The 18,147-nt window shown below is 44.6% G+C and carries 15 protein-coding genes; 5 read left to right on the top strand and 10 right to left on the bottom strand.

Annotated features, from left to right (window positions below; all coding sequences use genetic code 11):
• The first annotated feature begins 948 nt into the window (after positions 1 to 948).
• The 5 genes from L1070_RS18960 to L1070_RS18940 all read left to right on the top strand — a co-directional run bounded on the left by L1070_RS18960 (position 949) and on the right by L1070_RS18940 (position 7,620).
• Positions 949 to 2,916 (top strand): FAD-dependent L-amino acid oxidase, encoded by a 1,968-nt coding sequence (locus L1070_RS18960; protein WP_237126725.1) that lies wholly within the window; start codon positions 949 to 951, stop codon positions 2,914 to 2,916.
• A gap of 59 nt (positions 2,917 to 2,975) precedes the next feature.
• Positions 2,976 to 4,778, top strand: coding sequence for a thiamine pyrophosphate-binding protein (locus L1070_RS18955; RefSeq protein ID WP_237126724.1), 1,803 nt, complete (start codon positions 2,976 to 2,978; stop codon positions 4,776 to 4,778).
• Positions 4,779 to 5,013: 235 nt separating this feature from the next.
• Complete coding sequence (locus tag L1070_RS18950) at positions 5,014 to 5,313, top strand: YciI family protein (RefSeq protein WP_237126723.1); 300 nt, start codon at positions 5,014 to 5,016, stop codon at positions 5,311 to 5,313.
• An 80-nt stretch (positions 5,314 to 5,393) separates the two neighbouring features.
• Positions 5,394 to 6,539: an alpha/beta hydrolase-fold protein gene (locus tag L1070_RS18945; protein ID WP_237126722.1), complete on the top strand. Its 1,146-nt coding sequence runs from the start codon at positions 5,394 to 5,396 to the stop codon at positions 6,537 to 6,539.
• 457 nt (positions 6,540 to 6,996) lie between these two features.
• Positions 6,997 to 7,620, top strand: coding sequence for a hypothetical protein (locus L1070_RS18940; protein WP_237126721.1), 624 nt, complete (start codon positions 6,997 to 6,999; stop codon positions 7,618 to 7,620).
• 62 nt (positions 7,621 to 7,682) lie between these two features.
• Here L1070_RS18940 and L1070_RS18935 read toward each other — a convergent pair whose 3' ends face one another.
• The 10 genes from L1070_RS18935 to L1070_RS18890 all read right to left on the bottom strand — a co-directional run bounded on the left by L1070_RS18935 (position 7,683) and on the right by L1070_RS18890 (position 18,144).
• A complete protein-coding gene (locus L1070_RS18935) occupies positions 7,683 to 7,838 on the bottom strand; it encodes a hypothetical protein (RefSeq protein ID WP_237126720.1) in 156 nt (51 codons plus the stop codon).
• Between the two features lie 329 nt (positions 7,839 to 8,167).
• A complete protein-coding gene (gene fos, locus L1070_RS18930) occupies positions 8,168 to 8,566 on the bottom strand; it encodes a fosfomycin resistance glutathione transferase (protein ID WP_237126719.1) in 399 nt (132 codons plus the stop codon).
• 151 nt (positions 8,567 to 8,717) lie between these two features.
• Positions 8,718 to 9,665: a heme-binding protein gene (locus L1070_RS18925; RefSeq protein WP_237126718.1), complete on the bottom strand. Its 948-nt coding sequence runs from the start codon at positions 9,663 to 9,665 to the stop codon at positions 8,718 to 8,720.
• A 99-nt stretch (positions 9,666 to 9,764) separates the two neighbouring features.
• On the bottom strand, positions 9,765 to 11,051 hold the full coding sequence (locus L1070_RS18920; RefSeq protein ID WP_237126727.1) for a M24 family metallopeptidase: 1,287 nt from the start codon (positions 11,049 to 11,051) through the stop codon (positions 9,765 to 9,767).
• A 324-nt stretch (positions 11,052 to 11,375) separates the two neighbouring features.
• A complete protein-coding gene (locus tag L1070_RS18915) occupies positions 11,376 to 11,765 on the bottom strand; it encodes an STAS/SEC14 domain-containing protein (protein ID WP_237126717.1) in 390 nt (129 codons plus the stop codon).
• 121 nt (positions 11,766 to 11,886) lie between these two features.
• A complete protein-coding gene (locus tag L1070_RS18910) occupies positions 11,887 to 13,155 on the bottom strand; it encodes a DUF4157 domain-containing protein (RefSeq protein ID WP_237126716.1) in 1,269 nt (422 codons plus the stop codon).
• Positions 13,156 to 13,238: 83 nt separating this feature from the next.
• The gene (locus L1070_RS18905; RefSeq protein WP_237126715.1) at positions 13,239 to 14,615 is read right to left on the bottom strand and encodes an ATP-binding protein; all 1,377 of its coding nucleotides are present in this window, start codon (positions 14,613 to 14,615) and stop codon (positions 13,239 to 13,241) included.
• 11 nt (positions 14,616 to 14,626) lie between these two features.
• The gene (locus L1070_RS18900; protein WP_237126714.1) at positions 14,627 to 15,472 is read right to left on the bottom strand and encodes a hypothetical protein; all 846 of its coding nucleotides are present in this window, start codon (positions 15,470 to 15,472) and stop codon (positions 14,627 to 14,629) included.
• 76 nt (positions 15,473 to 15,548) lie between these two features.
• Entirely contained in the window at positions 15,549 to 16,367 is an 819-nt protein-coding gene (locus L1070_RS18895; protein ID WP_237126713.1) for a hypothetical protein, read from the bottom strand.
• A 16-nt stretch (positions 16,368 to 16,383) separates the two neighbouring features.
• The gene (locus L1070_RS18890; RefSeq protein ID WP_237126712.1) at positions 16,384 to 18,144 is read right to left on the bottom strand and encodes a hypothetical protein; all 1,761 of its coding nucleotides are present in this window, start codon (positions 18,142 to 18,144) and stop codon (positions 16,384 to 16,386) included.
• Positions 18,145 to 18,147: the final 3 nt, after the last annotated feature.

Raw genomic sequence — 18,147 nt, 5'->3', positions numbered from 1 at the left:
ACACAATGATAATACCGCGTATCCGACAAACTGATTTGTCGCTTCCTTGCTAATCCCATCGTTCACTCCTTGAACTTTGAATTTGATCTGAATTTTGAAGAAACTAAAGCTTAGACAAACCACCCCAACATTCCAAGTTGGGGTGGGTGTCCACGTTAATTTAGGTGTTCCAAGTTGGGGTGGGTGTCCACGTTAATTTAGGTGTCCACGTTAATTTTGAAGAAACTAAAGCTTAGACAAACCACCTCAACATTCCAAGTTGGGGTGGGTGTCCACGTTAATTCGCACGTTAATTCGAGATAATTCGAGACACCTGTAAGCTAGAGTTTTCTAATTTTGCTCGGCAAGCTGCGAGTGACAGATCACGGGAAAAATTTTTCACGGACACCCATTTTAAAAAAACCTTCTCAAAACCCAATTAGACAACCCACTAACCTCACTTCGCTTATATTATCAAACCGCATACCTTCGCTATCGATTTCCTGATGTTCGTTTGGAGTGCTGAGACGTTTTGCCTGTGATTTGGCCATGACTCTTTCTGCCCCAAAAATACGCGAATATCGACTTTTAATACCCTATCAATGGGAGTAACAAAGTGGCTGACTTTGCCCTATTGTTACCTCTGTCACTTAAGCACTCATAAAATTTCTTGCTAAGAAACCTCTTTTTTATCAACCAAAAAGCGCGTTTTCATTGGAAAAAATCGATTTGTAATCGGCTGTAACATACATTTATTTACATACCTGCTACATTTATTTAGGTCTACAAGGATTGATGTACTGACGTTGTCGCGTGAAGGACCATGCGTGCTATACATGCTCAGTTTAAATCCATTAACAAGCAAAACGATTTATATCGCTAATCATGCAAGGAAGGCATCTGTTGTTGCCAATGCTTTGTCGCTTACCTGCTTGATTTGTGACGCACAAACATTATCAAGGAACTATCATGACCCATTACAAGTTTGGCAGTGAGATTAAGAACAAATCGATACCTAAAAACGTAAAAGTCGCCATAGTTGGTGCTGGTATGTCAGGCCTTTACAGCGCTTGGCGATTAGAAAATGAAAGTAACATCAACGATTTTGCTATATTTGAGCGCTCAGATCGCACCGGTGGCCGCCTAGATTCAGACCTTATCAACTTCAAAAACCAAAAGTCAGGCCCAAATCAACCAAGCACTATCACGGTAAAAGAAGAACAAGGCGGAATGCGCTTTCTATTCGATGGCATGGACGATTTAATGGCGCTGTTCTTAAAGCTAGATTTGCAAGACCAGATTGTGCCATTCCCAATGAACAGCGGCGGCAATAACCGCCTGTATTTCCGTGGTGCAGGGTTTTCGGTCAGCGAAGCGGCAGACGATGAATATGCGATTTGGTCAGCTCTTTACAATCTAGACCCAGCCGAGCGTGGCATGAACCCAACCGAGATTGTGAATGTCGTGTTCAACCGTATCCTACAAGTCAACCCACACTTTAGCGAACGCCCAAAAGTGAAAGGGCCAGAATTTTGGCAGAAATTCCGCTTAGACTGTCAATGGAATGGTAAACCTTTAAATGAATGGACGCTTTGGGATCTGTACTCTGACATGGGTTATTCTCAAGAGTGTATCACCATGTTGTATCGCGCACTGGGGTTCAACGGTACATTCTTATCAAAAATGAACGCGGGTGTTGCTTATCAACTCTTGGAAGACTTTCCAGCGGATGCGAAATTCCGTACTTTCAAAGATGGTTTTAGCACTTTGCCCAATGCGTTGGTAGATAAAGTCGGCACTGAGCGCATTCACCTACAAACCGAAATCGAAGCCATCGATTATGACGAAGAGTGTAAAGAGTATATTCTACGCTACACCCATATCGATGAACATGACCAAGAGCACCGCGGTCACATCCGAGCTGAAAAAGTCATTTTAGGCCTACCAAGGCTTGCTTTAGAGCGCTTATTTATTGGCTCGAACGCATTTCACCGCTTGCCAAAGCCAGAGTCACAGAAAATCTGGAACACCTTGCAAACAGCCACCAATCAGCCTTTGCTAAAAATCAATTTATATTACGATACGGCTTGGTGGGCAACAGGGATTACAGGTCGTCCTTCGGTTGAATTTGGCCCCAACTTTGCGGATTTACCAACAGGGTCTGTCTATCCATTTTATGCAGTCAATGACACCCTTGCAGCCGCATTGATGTACGAAGAACGTCGTACCAACCCAAGTAAAGAAACCCAAGCTAAACTGGATGAAATCAACGCTGAGAAATACGAGCGTCCAGCGGCATTGACCATCTATTGCGATTATTTGAATATAAACTTTTGGAGCGCGTTGCAAGACAAGGGCGAGCTGTTCCACAATCCAAATCAAGATCGCTACGTGCAAAGCGTACCATCAGACATTTACCCAGCATCTGTGGCTGTGGTTGAACAAGCCACCGCGTTTTTCAAGAAAATCTTCGACACACACTATGTGCCAGAGCCCGTGCTTACCAGCGCTCGCATTTGGGAAGGTAGTGTGGATTTCGATTTACCGCAGAGCCAGCAATTTGGCTATGGTGTGCATCAATGGGCCGTGGGTGCCGATGACCGAGCAGTAATGAAAGAACTGACCGAGCCACTACCTAACCTATTTACCTGTGGTGAAGCATTCTCTGACTATCAGGGCTGGGTTGAAGGTGCGCTACGTTCAACCGACCTTGTACTACAAAAAGGTTTTGGCCTTGCACCACTTAGCGAAGTGTATGAGCAACAAACTGGCGTTCCTCCTTCAATAGCAATCACCGCTGTATACGAAGAAAACGCCTCGAAACTTATCCATGAGTATATTGACCCACAACTGAGTCTCAGTGATGCACCGATTGATCATACCTGCGATAAACGCAGCGTATTGGGTGTAAACCTGACTTACTTCGACAAGATTTAAGAGCGCTCGTAGGAGGTGGCACACACCTCCTACTCAACACACAATCACAGAGAAATATTATGAACAATGTAATCAACGACTACTGTGTTGCTGACTATCTAAAAGCACGTCTGGAAGAAATTGGTGTCGAGCAAATGTTTGGCGTTGCAGGCAATTACACCGCCGCCCTACTTGATACCATACTGGCGGATGATAACTCCCCCATTAACATATCAGGTAACGCCAATGAGATTTGTGCGGGTTTTGCGGCCGATGCGTATGCTAGATTAAAAGGGGTCAGTGCGCTTTACGTTACCTATAGCGTGGGTGCATTTAGCTTGCTCAACACCATCGCGGGCTCATTTGTAGAGCAGGTTCCTGTTATTTTGATCAACGGTGCGCCTACCAATAAAGAAGATCAAATATCTAAACAAGCAGGGCTGCTGTACTCTCACACTACCGGCTATGACTTTGTGGATATTCATATGTTCAAGCCCATCACGGTAGCGGCTGAGCGCATCACCAATGCGCAACAAGCACCGTATCAAATTGATTCAGCCATCACCGCCATGCTGACGCAAAAGCGGCCAATCTATTTTGAAGTGGCCGAAGATGTTTGGCGTACTCCTTGCGCTAAACCTACCGGCAAACTTAGCTCTGGCGCAAAGGCAACCATTACGGTGAGCGAAGCAAGTAATGCAGCGCAAGCCACGGTTGAGCTAATGTTAAGTAAGCCAAACAGTATCTTTTGGGCGGGTATTGAGCTGCAGCGGTATGGCCTGCAGGATAAGTTTTTGACCCTGCTAGATATCCTTAACCGCTCGCATACCTTACCAAATCAGCATATCCACTTTGTTACCACCGCCTTGAGCAAGTCAGTTATTGAAGAGACTCACCCATGGTTTGAAGGCTGTGTAACACTTAAAAATGAAGAAATTGCCGATCTAGTAGGTGAAGACGGTGCCCTAATCGGTATTGGTGCGTGGACAACCGGCAAAGACACCGGCAATGAAGACATTCGCAGTGATAAAACCGTACTTGCTGCACATGGCGGTGTGTTTGTTGGTGCCAACTTCTATCCATCTGTTCAACTGGATCAGTACCTTGATGCGCTGATTGACAAGTTCACAGAGCTTGCCAAAGCCGAACCCGCTAAACTAGCTGGGCTTCGATTAACCAAACAATTAATGAAAACCGCAAGCCTAGCGCCAAACAGTGATAGTACGCTGGGCTATGACAATTTCTTTCACGCTATGAGCCAGTGGATCAGCGAAGATGACGTCATGGTAGTCGATGCGGGATTTCCCCTGATTGGTGCACAAGGGGTTAAGATCCCAAGCCGAAATGGCTTTGTAGCACAAGCCGCTTGGTTGTCTATCGGCTACTCTGTACCTGCAGGTACAGGCGTAAAATGTGCGTTTCCCGATAAACGCTCAATCGTTGTAGTGGGTGACGGTGCTTTTCACGAGACCTGCCAAGCCGTGGCAGACCAACATGCCTACGGGCAAAACACCGTGGTATTTGTTATAGCTAATGGCATTTACGGTATAGAACAGTATTTAGTAAACCCCAACCCATTTAGAACGCCGCCAGTTGATTATGACGACAAGCTACTAGACGATGTTTACGCTTACAACGAGTTACCTAGCTGGAACATTTCTAAATTGACCGACGCTTTTGGTGGAGTTGGCAGAAAAGTGAGTCATATGGGTGAGTTAATGGCGGTGATGGAAGAAATTCGCTGTAACCCAGAGAGTAACTTCTTGGTAGAAGTGGTGATCCCAAAAGAAAACGTGCCACTTTCTATTGCCCAAGAGGCTAGCAGTGCGGTAGGTGAAGATGAAATTGAAAACCCAAATTGGCCACCTGCTGGTAAATTCTAATCTCTCATAGCAATTGCTTTTAGAAGCCCTGTCACATATGTGCGGGCTTCATTTCTCTCCCTAGCGATTGTGCTCCTTTTTACACCCACCTTAACGCAGCCCCTACACCCAAATAGCCTCAGCTTTTAATCATTCTTCATTTGATATACATTATTACCTGTTTTAGAAAACACACTTTAAATCAATTATTTCTAAACTCATTTACTTTGGTCTCGCATTTATATAAGGAAGCACAATGCAATTCATCGTCACAGCCTATGACCACACCGATAGCGACGCACTTAACCGCCGTTTAGCCTGTAGAGAAGCCCACCTTGAAGGCATCAAACGCATGATCAAACAGGGGATTTTTTTAAGTGGTGGTGCCATGTTAGATGATCAGGGAAAAATGATAGGTTCATCCGTTCATTTACAGTTTCCAACCCGAGCCGCGCTTGATGAGTGGCTGGCCCAAGACCCCTATGTGAGTGAAAAAGTATGGGACCGTATTGAAGTTTGCGAGGCTCGCTTAGTACCGCTCGAGCAGTTTAAATAGCGACAAGTTAGCTATTTTCATAGCCAAGCCCTTTGATTTGACTGTGGAAATACTCGCAGTACCCCAATGTAGGAAAGAACATGAAAACATTCATCGCTTTGTTAGCGTTTGTTACCAACATTTGCCAAGCTAATGTAGAGCGCTTTTCAATCACCTCTAAAATCATTGATGAAACCACTACCGTGCGCGTTTCACTCCCCGATACCTATACCCACTCCAGCTCATTTAGTTACCCACTATTGATTGTGCTCGATGGCGCGACCCAGTTTCCACACGTTGCAGCAAGTACACAGTTTTTAAGCACCTATGCAATTTTGCCAGAAATGGTCGTGGTGGGCGTAAGCACCCACAAACGTCTACAATATTTCACCCCAACTGAGCATGAGGAATTTGTAGGGCGCTCTGGCCAAGCTAGCGCATTTAAGGCATACCTGCACAAAGAACTACTCCCAAGCCTAAAATCTAAATATCGGATAGCGCCGTATTATGTGGTCTCAGGACATTCTATGGGCGGACTATTCACCAGCTATTTGGCACTGCAAAACGAGAGTGAGTTTAACGCGCACATCGCAATTAGTCCCAGTCTCTGGTGGGATGAAAAAACACTGATGGATACTTATTTGTCAACCGAGCAACTTACCCAGCCAAAGCGCTGGTTTTTGAGTATGGCCAACGAACCTGGTGAAATGAACGACTCATACGTTGCCATGCTTGATGCCTTAAAGAAGAAGCCAGTCAAAAATTTGTACTGGTTTAGCCAACGCTTTGCTGAAGAAACCCACGACAGCACGCCATTGATTGGCAATGCTCAAGCACTCAAGTCACTATTTCATAATTGGAATGCAGTACCAGAGGTTGACGTGATGTCACTGCAGCAACTACAGGTTTTTTATCAACACATAAGCGGCGAGTACGGTTACAACTTCCCGTTATCAGCACATCAATATAATGTGTATGGCCTCAAAGCGGCCTACGAAGGAAAAACCGCTTGGGGTGTTGAGATTTTAGAACAAGGCGTAAAACACTTTGCTCAATCGGAAATCTTATGGGATAGCTTAGCGACGGCTTACAATCTTGATAGCAAGCCTGTTAAAGCGTTATCAGCCTCAAAGCAAGCGCTGCAACTGGCCAAAACAAATGACTCTATTTACCTTCATGAGATCACAAGCCAGAATAACCAACTGATGTCTAAGGTAGAATCGTTGAATGGCGTAGAATCACTGTAACAATACCAATAGAACAAAGCCTAAGTAACCGATGGTTTACCTATCAGTTTGGGTAAACCACCTACTACTTTTTGCCACAATTTGATAAAAAATTCATCAAATCTAGCTATCTGATCCATGCTTTGTCTAACAGGCTCAGTGGCTACTCATGAAAATTCTGTACTTTCAACTGACTGCCTCTAATTAAAGTGGCAGCAATTATTTCTACTTAACCTGATGATATCGATTTGCCGGTCTATGGCGCTCAAAAGAGTAAACTTAATAAGCCATTTTGCGTGATTACCTCGAACAGTACACTCTCTGTATCCCACCAACTTAAGTTTGTTTGACCATACTTAGCGCGACGCTTTGTGTACAACTCCTCTGTTCGAGCACAACACCTTACAGTGGCAAGTACACGGCGCCGAAAAGGACTCCGTCAAGGAGATTCGTTAACCGGAATAAGGAAAGAGCCGTAATGAAACGCTTATTAGCATGTTGCTTGGCTGCGTGCGCAATATCGAGCACAGCAGTACAAGCACAACTTTACAAACCAACGTTAACTCAAGAAGGTAATCAGTGGATGATCACATTCCACGATGACCGTTCTTCTATTCATGCTCGCTGGGCCACACAAGGCCTATGCTTTTATTTTGTGGGTGTGAGTGGTACACATGAAGTCTATCGTTGGGTTTCAAACACTTACCCCAACTGGAATGGCGTAGCCGAAAAAGAAGGTGATCAGGTCTTTATGTATGGTGACTTCTGGAACGAACGCGGCCATGATGGCATGGAGTGGGAATTAGTTACTCAAGTCAAAGACTCGCGCCCCGAAATCGGTGCTGGCCACTGGCATGAATGGGTGGAAAACTCCGCGTTTGGTAGCCTCTGGTTCTTTGGCAACGCGCATTTTGAACGAAAAGGATATTGCAGTATCAGTCGCCAAGGCGTAACAACGAAAAGTACCAGTGGCGAATCTTATGATGACGATGTAGGGTTACAGTTATCAGAACAAGCGATGGAAAGATATAACACGCTAGAGCCACCAAGAGATGAAAAAGGCAGGTTGCTCTCACCTATGGGGCAAACTGAGCAGCAATAGCGAGTGCAATAAGATAAGCAAACGAGGCAGCCTGTTGGCTGCCTTTTTGGTTATATGTCTGATCAACAGACACCCGGTGATGTATAACATACTGGATAGCTATGTTGGCACATCCAAGGGGCAGTATACCCCCCACCCACCTGCTGAGTTTGTTGATCATTGAGTTGTTTTTTGGTGTTTAAGTCTTTGATAGATTTTTTATTCAGTTTTATTTTCATTGTTTTCTCCTTTGTTGACTAAAAATCAGCCTAATAAATTAAGAAAACATCATAAAGTGAATAAAATTCAAACCGCACCAACCTTAAATAAAATGCCTTTATAGACTTAAATATTATTAATATTCAGAGTCTAAACCACGATATAAAAAACAAAGTAAAACCGAAAAAAGCAAAGCATTATTAATTTTTATACAAAGCTCTGATAAAAATTAAGGCACCAATTAAAACCCATCATGGTGCATTTGCACTAATTCAAGAATCAAAATTGTTTACTCGCCAATTAGAGATGTTAAATATTTGCCAAAATGAAACTTATTCCATTTCTCTCATTACAACCACGTAAGGCCATCATAGGGCTTTTGCTTTAATGTATGAAGGCGGCTTTCTAAATTACCTACATGCAATTCAAGCTTGTGCCCGTCAGGGTCTAAGATATAGAGAGAGTGTCCATCACTTTGATTTTGCTTCCATTGCTTTACATCAGAAGATAAGACGCGACAACTAAAACTTTCAAAATCTGAAGGCGACACAGCAAACGCAATATGAGTGTAATCGTCCCTTGCGCAAGGTTCATCACAACTCAGGCACAGCCAAAGTTCCCCAATAGACAAGTAAGCACCGCCGTGCCATTTAACATGGGCCTTAAACCCCAATACATCCGTATAAAATGCTAATGAACGTGTCAGGCAGCTCACTGCAAGCGTGATATGGTTTAATCCTTGAATCATATTATTTGTATGTTGTAGCGACTGAATTAAAGCGCCATATTGACTAACAGTATTTTTTCAACGGTTCATTGAGGAAAATCATCCAACCAAACATAAATAGAGCTTATTCACTATCAACATACAATTGATAACCAATAAACTCTATTTAGGATCATTTACTTGGTTGCTTTTCTAATGTGTTAATACTCACATGAGGCCATTTGATAAGACCTGGGCCTATTGGGCTATCAAAAAATTCTAACAAAACCGTTTGTGTGTATTGCAGCAGCATTTTTGGTTCACCGTTTGGATGCTTTTCTTTAAGCTCATAAATCCAAAAGATAGAACTCACTTCTGTTGCATTTGCTTGTCGGGTGATAAACGGAATGTTGTTCACGCCGCCACTGGCCAGTGCTGAGTCAACTTTCAACTGCGTCACACTTGCTACTTTGTCTTGCTGGAAGAAAGGTAAAATCGCTTGATTAAGCAACTCGTTGGGCTTTGTTGGGTCAAACACACCTTGGAATAGATGCTCATGGAAGTGCAAATACGGATGCAGGTATGGATTGTCCAAGTCCTGATTGACGCCGATTGGTAACCCACTAATGCTAGGAATGTCGAAGCCGGTATGGTTTTTTTGGCTTTTTCCCAGTGCCATCACAGCATCGCCATGCGGAATGCTAGACAGACGGGCTATATCTAAGTCCCCTGTTGTGTGATCTTTCATGTGCAGCCATAAACCCGGTTCATGGTGGATAGCAAGCCCAGGCTCCCCCGCCAAACCCGATTCTGGAAAATCAGCTGCTGCAATTTGCTCGATTGCTTGGACATAATCCACGGTAAATACTTCTTGATCGCCTCTCATGCCACGATTAGGCACATTTTTGTCGACCAGTTGGAAAGTGAGTGTTTCGTTGTATTGGTTATTGAGTAAACGGTAATCATGATTACCCGATGGAAAAGGTACTGCGATCATGTTCCAACCATGCCCATGAAACTGCCCCGAGTTTTTCCACACGCCAGGTAACTGGCTCAGTGGCCCTAACGCGGGCTCTGGGGTGCATGTGCTCGTAAGTGAACGTTTTGAAACTTTTTGCTCTGTGTGACCTGAATTAGACATATTCCCTCCTACTTTTCAGCTCCGTTGCTACAATTAGCCACTTATGTGTAGTTCAAATAAGTCTGAATTGCTATTACATCTCCTTACAAATAAGGCGCTTTAGCGCGCCTTTATGATATGTAATTGTTTTTGCCTGCCATTTAGATATTTGACACCATCAGCATTAAAAAATGCATCTTCTTCTAGCATGATGCGAATTTGCTTTTGCCACGCTTCTAGATAAACATCATTGCTCAATTCTATTGAGTAGGCCGTATTTAAGTGTAACGGATAGTCCCCGTCACCAGGCTTAACTTGTTGCGCATCCCACATGCCAATTGTGGTGCCTGCCGCATGACCATGCAGACCAAGAGGATGTGTATATATGGTTGGTTTCAGCCCTCTTTCGATTGCTGCTTCGCGTGCCATTTTCAGTACTTCGTTACCTGTTCTTCCTGCCTTAAATTGTTCAACTAACGCGTCCTGAACTTGATTGCCCGAGTGTAACGCTGCTTGAAGATATTCAGGTGGTGACGTTTCGCCTGCTTTTAATACATAAGCGTGCTGCTGTGTATCAGTGTGTAATCTCAGATAAACAATACCAAAATCAACATGCAATAAGTCGCCCGGTTGAATGACATTGTCTCCATCCACGTTGGTAAAACTGGACTCATGGTCAAATTGACGTTTATCAGCGCGCTGAATCGACACGCTAGGGTGAAACCAAGTCTGTAGCTTTAATTCTCTAACGCGTTCGCGCAGCCACCAAACCAAATCATCGGTGGTGGTTTGCCCAGGCTCAATCACCTCGTTAGAAAAGCCTTGCGCAATAATTGCCTGCGCAATGGCAACGGCTTGTTTAAAATAAGGGATTTCTTCATCGATGCGCTGCTCAAGCCAACCAACCGCCAAACGTTCGGCCGAGGTTAGACGCTGCTGATATTTAGCTGGTAATTTGGCCAATAGTTTTTTCTGGTCGCTCACCACCAAGCCATCTGCGTGAGCCCAGTGCTTCGAGGTATTCACACCGATACGCTTAGGCTGGTACTTGTCTATCAAGTCCACCAGTGCCTGCCACTGATCGGGTTGCGTATGTTTATCCCACGCACTTTTGAATACATTACCAATTTTATAAGGGGCAACTGCATAGGCATTGACCTGCCCTTGCTTATCAAGAGCAAAAACCAAAATTGTGGTGCGCCGTGCTGACAGCCACGTGGCTGGCAGCATGGTTTTTAGAACTGGGTCTTCGTTGTATTCACGGCTAATCAAAACCCACATATCCAGATTGGTTTGCTTCATTAGTTTTGGCAGCAAAGTGCTGACCCGCTTGGCGGTCAACTCATCAATCACAGCAGCACGCTCTTTCATAGGCAAGATGCTAGAAAATAGCGCGTCACTTGCCATGCTAAAGCCACTAAAAACAATTAATGTCAGAAACTTGAACGGCAATAATGTGCGATATAAGGATGAAAAAGGTCTACTGCTGGGCATATTCTCACTCCAATTATGAAACATGTACAATTATCAGCCTATGCAAACTACTGACCTGCCACAATCACAATGAGATGAAGCCCCCATATTTACAGTTAGTTGAATTTTTTGGTTTTTTTAGGTACGAAGGTAGACTAGCTAAAAAGCGCTGAGCACATTAAGAGGCGCTGCGTATATCCAACTACTTAATGAAGATAACGCTACGCCTTAATCAATTACACAGTGTGAAAAGCCGTTTTAAGTTCTTTCATTTTCAAATAACCAAGCTTTAGCCTGTGAATACTCACTAAATTGCTCAACTTTTGCACCAATAAACCAACCTGCGATTTTAGCCAACGCGTCCTGCCAAGGTTGTGCGCCAATTAAAGCGACCTTTTCAAAATGAGATCCATATTTTAGTGCCAATTTAAAATCATCCCACGCAGCGTGCAATTCCCACCCTTCTAGGTGGGTCATATCTGCCAACACTTTCACGTGTGGGTGCTTTACCTGTTGAAAGGCGCCTTCAAGCATCGGAGTAATGGTTTTATAGTCTTCATGAGTAAGCGTACCAAATGCCTTCATGTGAATTACAAATTCGTCATTCATGCGACCAATGCCAATCGAAAATCCGTGTTGCTGTGACATACTTAATCTCCAGAGTATCAGTCAGTCCCATAATGAATTTAGCTGTACTTTGTAGACTCTACAAGCCGCAATACAAGCAGCTTTGATCGAACGCATTGTTTAAGGGGATTTTTCATATCACCTACCTGTTATTGTTCCCCGCTGCATCATTCACTTGATCAATTGCACGTGCCTTTTTAGGCAGATTACTCGCCAACGTGGCCCCCCCTAAAATCGTGGAGCTCGTCTTGCCCGAGTTGAGTCCTGTGATTCCTGCCCCCGTGGCAGCAACCAGTTCCAGCACATGTAAACCTGAATTTAACCATTTTAGCGCTTTCATACGTTTTGGATGTTTATGGTTACCCTGTTCATCCTTCACGTTCTGCAGGTAATCTGCATACGCTGTAGTTGCGCTTCGAAACGCTTTGATTGCACCAAACACAATACCAAAGACATTACCAGAGAACGCACCACCGACAATTGCCGAAATGGACTCTAAGGCGCGACATGCATCCATGATTGCCACTGCTGATTTCGATGGTTTGCCTTGACTTGTGTACGTTAAAATACCACGCAATATTTTTGAACCACCCACAATAATGGCTGCAATCGCAGGCACCGACAGAGCAAAATGGCTAGCAATTAAAACCGCCACCCCTGCAGCAAGTGTTAATCCACCCTCAGCAATTAACAGTCCTCCTTTGACCTTATGACCTAGGCCTGCAAGTTGTTTTGTGCCAAGTTCCTTGTCCTGAAATTGCGTAACAATGATGTTTTGTCCATGCTCGCATTTGCCATGTAACTGAGCCGTGGCCTGCTCTGAATGTTGCCACCTTTGATAAGTTTTGCGGCTCATGACGGCGTAGCCAATACCTTCAAGGCCAACGCTATCCATTGATTTAAATTGTGCAAACTCGCTGGTCTTCAAACGCTGCTGTTGTAAGGAAAAATTGGCTCCCGCGTATCTGTCATGGCTTGCACGCTGCAACGCTTTATTGCCCATTACTGTGGCTTCATGCTCAAGCGCAGCATTGTCGTTAACGTTCACGCCGTTAACTTGAGTTGTTGGTTTAACACGCCCTTGCGCCTGTTGGACCACATGTCCCAATTCATGTGGTAAATGATGCGATTGCCCCGGAGCCAGATGAATGTCACTGCCTTGTGCATAAGCATGCGCTTGCACCATAGCGGGCTTACTAGAGTTATAGTGCACTTTTACATGATCCAAGCTCATGCCAGATAACGATTCCATCCCTGACTTTAAATTATCAGGCAGCCCTGTGGTATTGCGCTTTTGTCGCTGCACTGATGCCGGCCGATTATCAGCCAATACGTTTGCTCCTTGCAGCTGAGCCGCTTGTTGGGTGCTCGCTTTTTGTTTTCGTTGGTACTGCCGCTTGTTATCACTCATGTCACTATCCTTACTCTAAAACCAGTGGTTTATATCCGGCCCTGCTATTGCCTTGCGATCATTAGTTGATGCCTACGTCTTATTCAACGTAATGCCTCCATACCAGAGATATTGATTGTCTTATTATCCTTTTGAAACTCTTGACGAATACTCTCTAGTAAGTCGGCCTGATAGACCACACGTTCATCTCTGCGAATGGCCTGTAGAGCACATTGGCGTAAAACATTAATGATTTGTCCCCCAGCCAGCTCAAAGTCCTGAGCAATCCGCTCAAGGTTAACGTCTTCGGCCAGATCACAAACTTGATCAAAGGCGTTTTGCCACAGCTTTAACCGCTCTTGTGGTCCTGGGATGGTAAACTGCACCATATTTTGGAAGCGTCGGGTAAACGCATCATCCATATTGGCACGTAAGTTGGTGGCCAAAATGACCGTCCCCGGAAAATCTTCAATCCGCTGCAATAAATACCCTGTGAGCTGATTGGCGTGGCGATCATTGGATGAGCTCGTTGCGGTCCGTTTGCCAAACAACGAGTCCGCCTCATCAAAGAATAAAATCCAATCTTTGTAGCTGGCGACATCAAATACACGTGACAAGTTTTTCTCGGTTTCACCGATGTACTTTGACACTATCATTGATAGGTCAACACGGTAGATTTCCCGCTCTGTCACTTTTCCAAGCAATGCCGCAGTCATGGTTTTCCCGGTTCCCGGTGGTCCAAAGAATACCGCGCGATAGCCCGGTTTTACTTTTCTGCCAAGCTGCCAGTCCGTCATCAATACATGACCGTATGACAACCATGCTCGAATTTCATCGACTCGTTTCATTACCGCGTAATCAAGCACCAAATCGTGCCACTGATGAGGGCTTTCTAAGGCATGCGCTGGAAAACTGGTACTGAGCTCAGGTTGTACATGATTACCCGTGAGTAAGAAGTTTAACCAGTGTTCAGTGATTTTATACACCCCAGCCCAGTGCGGTAGCGCGGCATCGGCGCTCATCAGCTCAGTCACTTGTTCCGCCATAAAGCGGTGACGGCTCGACAACAGCCTGTCAACGTATACGCGCCATGGCGGATCGTTGCCTGCAATCAAAAAGTTTAGTGTTTGCCCTGTGGGTAAAAAGCCACCAAATGCTTTGTCACTCACCCCACCAAACTCACTAAATCCCCTGTCAATGAGCTGATTGACACCAAACAGAATATCTAACACCTCAGGCTTGATGGCAGGCGCCATAGCCAAAGCCAAAGCTAACCGCTCAAAACTGTCTAGCTCCCATTCGAGCACGAGGTCTTCATATGCGCTCTGTTTCTGTTCAACGGTAGGTGGGGCTAATTCAAACCAATGGTTTTCATGCCCTTCCTGTTTTAGGTAATTACAGATCACTTGATTGACGACAGAATGTAACCAGTCCATTTCTCGATACAGTGCAGCCAAATTCTGTTCCAGTGGATAGCTCATGGTGCAACCTCCTATCGCTGGGTTTGTGTTAACAGCAAAACATCATCCAACGTGGCATCTTGCCATTGGAAAAAGTCCTGACAGGTGTTGATGTTTAATTGCTCGGTTGTCGCCAGACTTAATAAATTTGCATGTAACCAATTGTCGATAGGTAACTGAGGTTTAAAGGTGCCTCTTTTGTACAAATCATATAAATATTCATCAAATTTACGGTCACTAATGGTGAGCTTTTTCGCTTTAAAAAAGTAAATGGGTCGCTCATTATTGTGCTCAAAAAACGCCAACCCACTGCTGTTGGTGATGTTACAGTGTTGCTGCTCAAACAGGCAGCGACTGTGTTCACGCTCTCCTTCCAGCATAAGCTCTGCCCCATCCGTTGCCGCCACAGCCAAGCCCCACTGGTACATCCGAGCCACCGCTGTAACCACATAAGCTTGACGAAAAGTATATTTACTTTGTGTTAGCTTCACGATTAACTCAGGCGCAAGTTGTGACCAATTACGCATGTATGTGGCCGAGGGATCATCTCCATAGAACAGGTAACCGCCCGAGGCACTAAAGCGAAAGGTCTGCTGACGCTTGATAAGCTGCTCTTCTAACTGCTGCTCTACAACGAGACTGTCATCAACCTTTAAACACGCCCGAGCATGACGCCAGTCATCTTGTCTGAGCGCAAAAGGTTCATTGGCGTGAATATGGTTCACTAAATCAAGATCACACCCTGCATTGAGTAGAGTAAGCATGCGCCCTTGATGAATTTGAAACACATCGCCCAGCTCTGCTTGCGTGCCAAACGGATGCACTGGGATCCAGCCACTGTCGTTGTAGCTGTCGAAGAAGAAATCTTTGTATATCATTGCTGACTCCTTGCCAAACCTAGGCTTGGAACTTGTTGTACATCTTACTCAACAAGCCCCTGCCCAGTGCCCATCTTTAAGCTGCAAATGCTGCGGCTTTAGCGGCTTCTAAGCCCGCATTAAGCGATGCTAAGGTAGCTTTTGCTTCAGCCAGTTGTGCTTGTGCATCTTCTAGCTGCGTGTTCGCCATATTACTGGCTGACAGTGCTTGCTTGTAACTGTCTGTTGATGCTTCATATAAATCTTGCAACAAGTTCTGCAAATGAGTCACTTGCTCAGACAAATTATGCGCCTGAGTAGATTGCACTGTGGAAACTTCTGAGGTTTCTGCCACCGGTGTAACGCTGGCATAGCAGCTTTGTAATGCAGTGAGTGTCAACGATACTGCATTATTCGATTCTGCCACCGCATTATTTAAAAATGTGATGAGGTCATCTGGTATCACCTGATTAACTGCCTTTCTTCGATTCACAAAATCAGACAGTTTTTCAATCACATCTACTGAGAAAATCAGCTTGTTGATCAGTTTTGACATGTATTCAGCAGTCTCTGACAGCTTTTGACTTAAAGATCCCGTCATAGTTGGGTCGGCACCAATTTGAGTCGCCACAATGTCTACATACCTGAGCGTTTCAGTAACATCAGAGCTAAGCGTTTTGGCTTGATTGTAATGACTAAGCGATGTTGCTTGTTTGCTACTTGCTAAAGCCAGCAAATTGGCAAAATAGGCTTGCTTATCTGTCAGCGATGCAACCACATTAGATAATTCATTGACCGTAAACTGAGCCTGTGTGACTTGATCCGTTAAAGATTGGATGTCTGAGTTTTTTGATTGGGCAACGCCATAGCTTAACTGGTATCCATGGCCTGCCGAATTAGTTGTATTTTGAGGCATAATGAATTCTCCTTAATTACTCTTGGTCTGTTTCGGCTGATTCGTTGTCACCCGATGCCTTTTTGCTCGCAGTTTTTTTCGCTGAGCTTGATTTTGTTGAGCTTGATTTTGCTAATGCTGAACTTACTGGAGGTGACACAGTATGGTGAGTCCCTGACGGATAAGTTGTGCCATCCAAGGTTAAGTGTGGTATGTAGCTCGTTTGATCTGCCGCATCCGCCGGTAAGCACAGTACAGCCACGTAATAAGTTGTTTCGCCACTCTTATCTAGCGGGTCGCCAAAGTTATCCGTTGTGTCACTGGTAATATCCGCAGTGACAGTGCTACCGTTTACGTCACCTTTAATATAGTTCGCACTCGACACTTGCTGAGCTATCGCTGTATTAAAATAAAATGGCACTGCGCCGTAGCCAGGACAATTTAAAAGCCCACTCTCGTCGGGCTTGTTTTCAGGTAGAAGCATTACTCGACAGTCAAGGTGCACCTCACCCGCATCATGGCAACTTGGCTGATTTAGAGTCACTTCAATGCTATCTGTGTCTACATGAACATGAGATACAGAAGGTAAATTTAAAGTCGGTGAGAATGAGGCTGAAGGACTGCTGATCACATTATTGTACACGCCAATGTAGCGCTGGTAATCTAAATTCAACACAACGTATACATAAGCAATATATTGCTGACCCAACGCAATAGGGTGCCCATCAATATCTACCAAGTTACTATTGTTGCTACCCGCATAGTGTTCGGTTATAGATAGATGCTGCTGACCATCACTCGTTGCCATCAAGTAAAAGCGATTAGCTGGCGTTGTTTGATCAGCATTCCCCCCAGCCCTATAGTATTCACCAAATAAGGTTTCAATCTGCTCAAGTGTTATGCTCGACTGAGTGCTTGCTTTGGCAAAAAATACGAATTGTTGGCTAGTTGCTGATGGAATAGCAGGTAAGTTGGCTGGGTTAGGATTAAATGGCGCTAGATACTCAGCACTACTCACTTCTATTGCCCCATCTTCGGGGGTTAACGTGCAAGTGAGCTCTAAGTTTAGCTTATTATTGGCTGTCGCAATTGAATCTTCGACCCCCAGTAGTTCACTTTTGGCATCTTTGAGTACGCCTTCAGCTTTGCGCTCTGCTTTTTTATCATCGTTTTCTGTCAGCTGATCACTTTCGTATTGTGTGGTCAACTTGGCAACCTCATCGTTCAATTCAGTTAACAAAGCTTCGAGTGCATTTTTTGAAGTCGTCACATTCGCGACCACATCCGAGCTCATTAATTCAGAACTTTTACTAGATGCTTCCATTGCCAGCTGTGAAGTGTACTCAGCTTCGTTTGCTGTCTCTGAAATGAAATGGTTTGCCTGTTGCGTCTTTTTGTAGATATCCGTGTTATAACAAGACGCCAAAGCGATATTTAGCGCACTTCCCACATTGGCTGCTATTTTCGAAATAGAATTTGACGCCGCTTTGATATTGGCTGCCGCCGTTGCCACATTGCTGATTGCAGTTGTGGTATTAGACTGTTGCTCTGTCGCGGTTTCCGCCAAATTAATCACGATATTGTCGCACAGTACCGCTTGTTCATTGACCATTCTGGCCGCTGTTAACTGCTCATGAGTGTGCGCCTTGTGATCTCCACAGCTGATCAGTGCACCTTGGGCATAATATAAGTTATATTCTGCACTGCGCTGGTCAGACTGAATTTTTTGTTCCTCTGCATATAAACCGCCAAGCGTTGAGCTGACCGTTTTCTGCAGGTTTTCGGAGTATGTGTTCATACC

This window comes from Pseudoalteromonas sp. MMG022, assembly GCF_021654245.1.
GTDB lineage: Bacteria > Pseudomonadota > Gammaproteobacteria > Enterobacterales > Alteromonadaceae > Pseudoalteromonas > Pseudoalteromonas amylolytica.
This window is presented reverse-complemented; position numbering and strand designations above follow the sequence as displayed.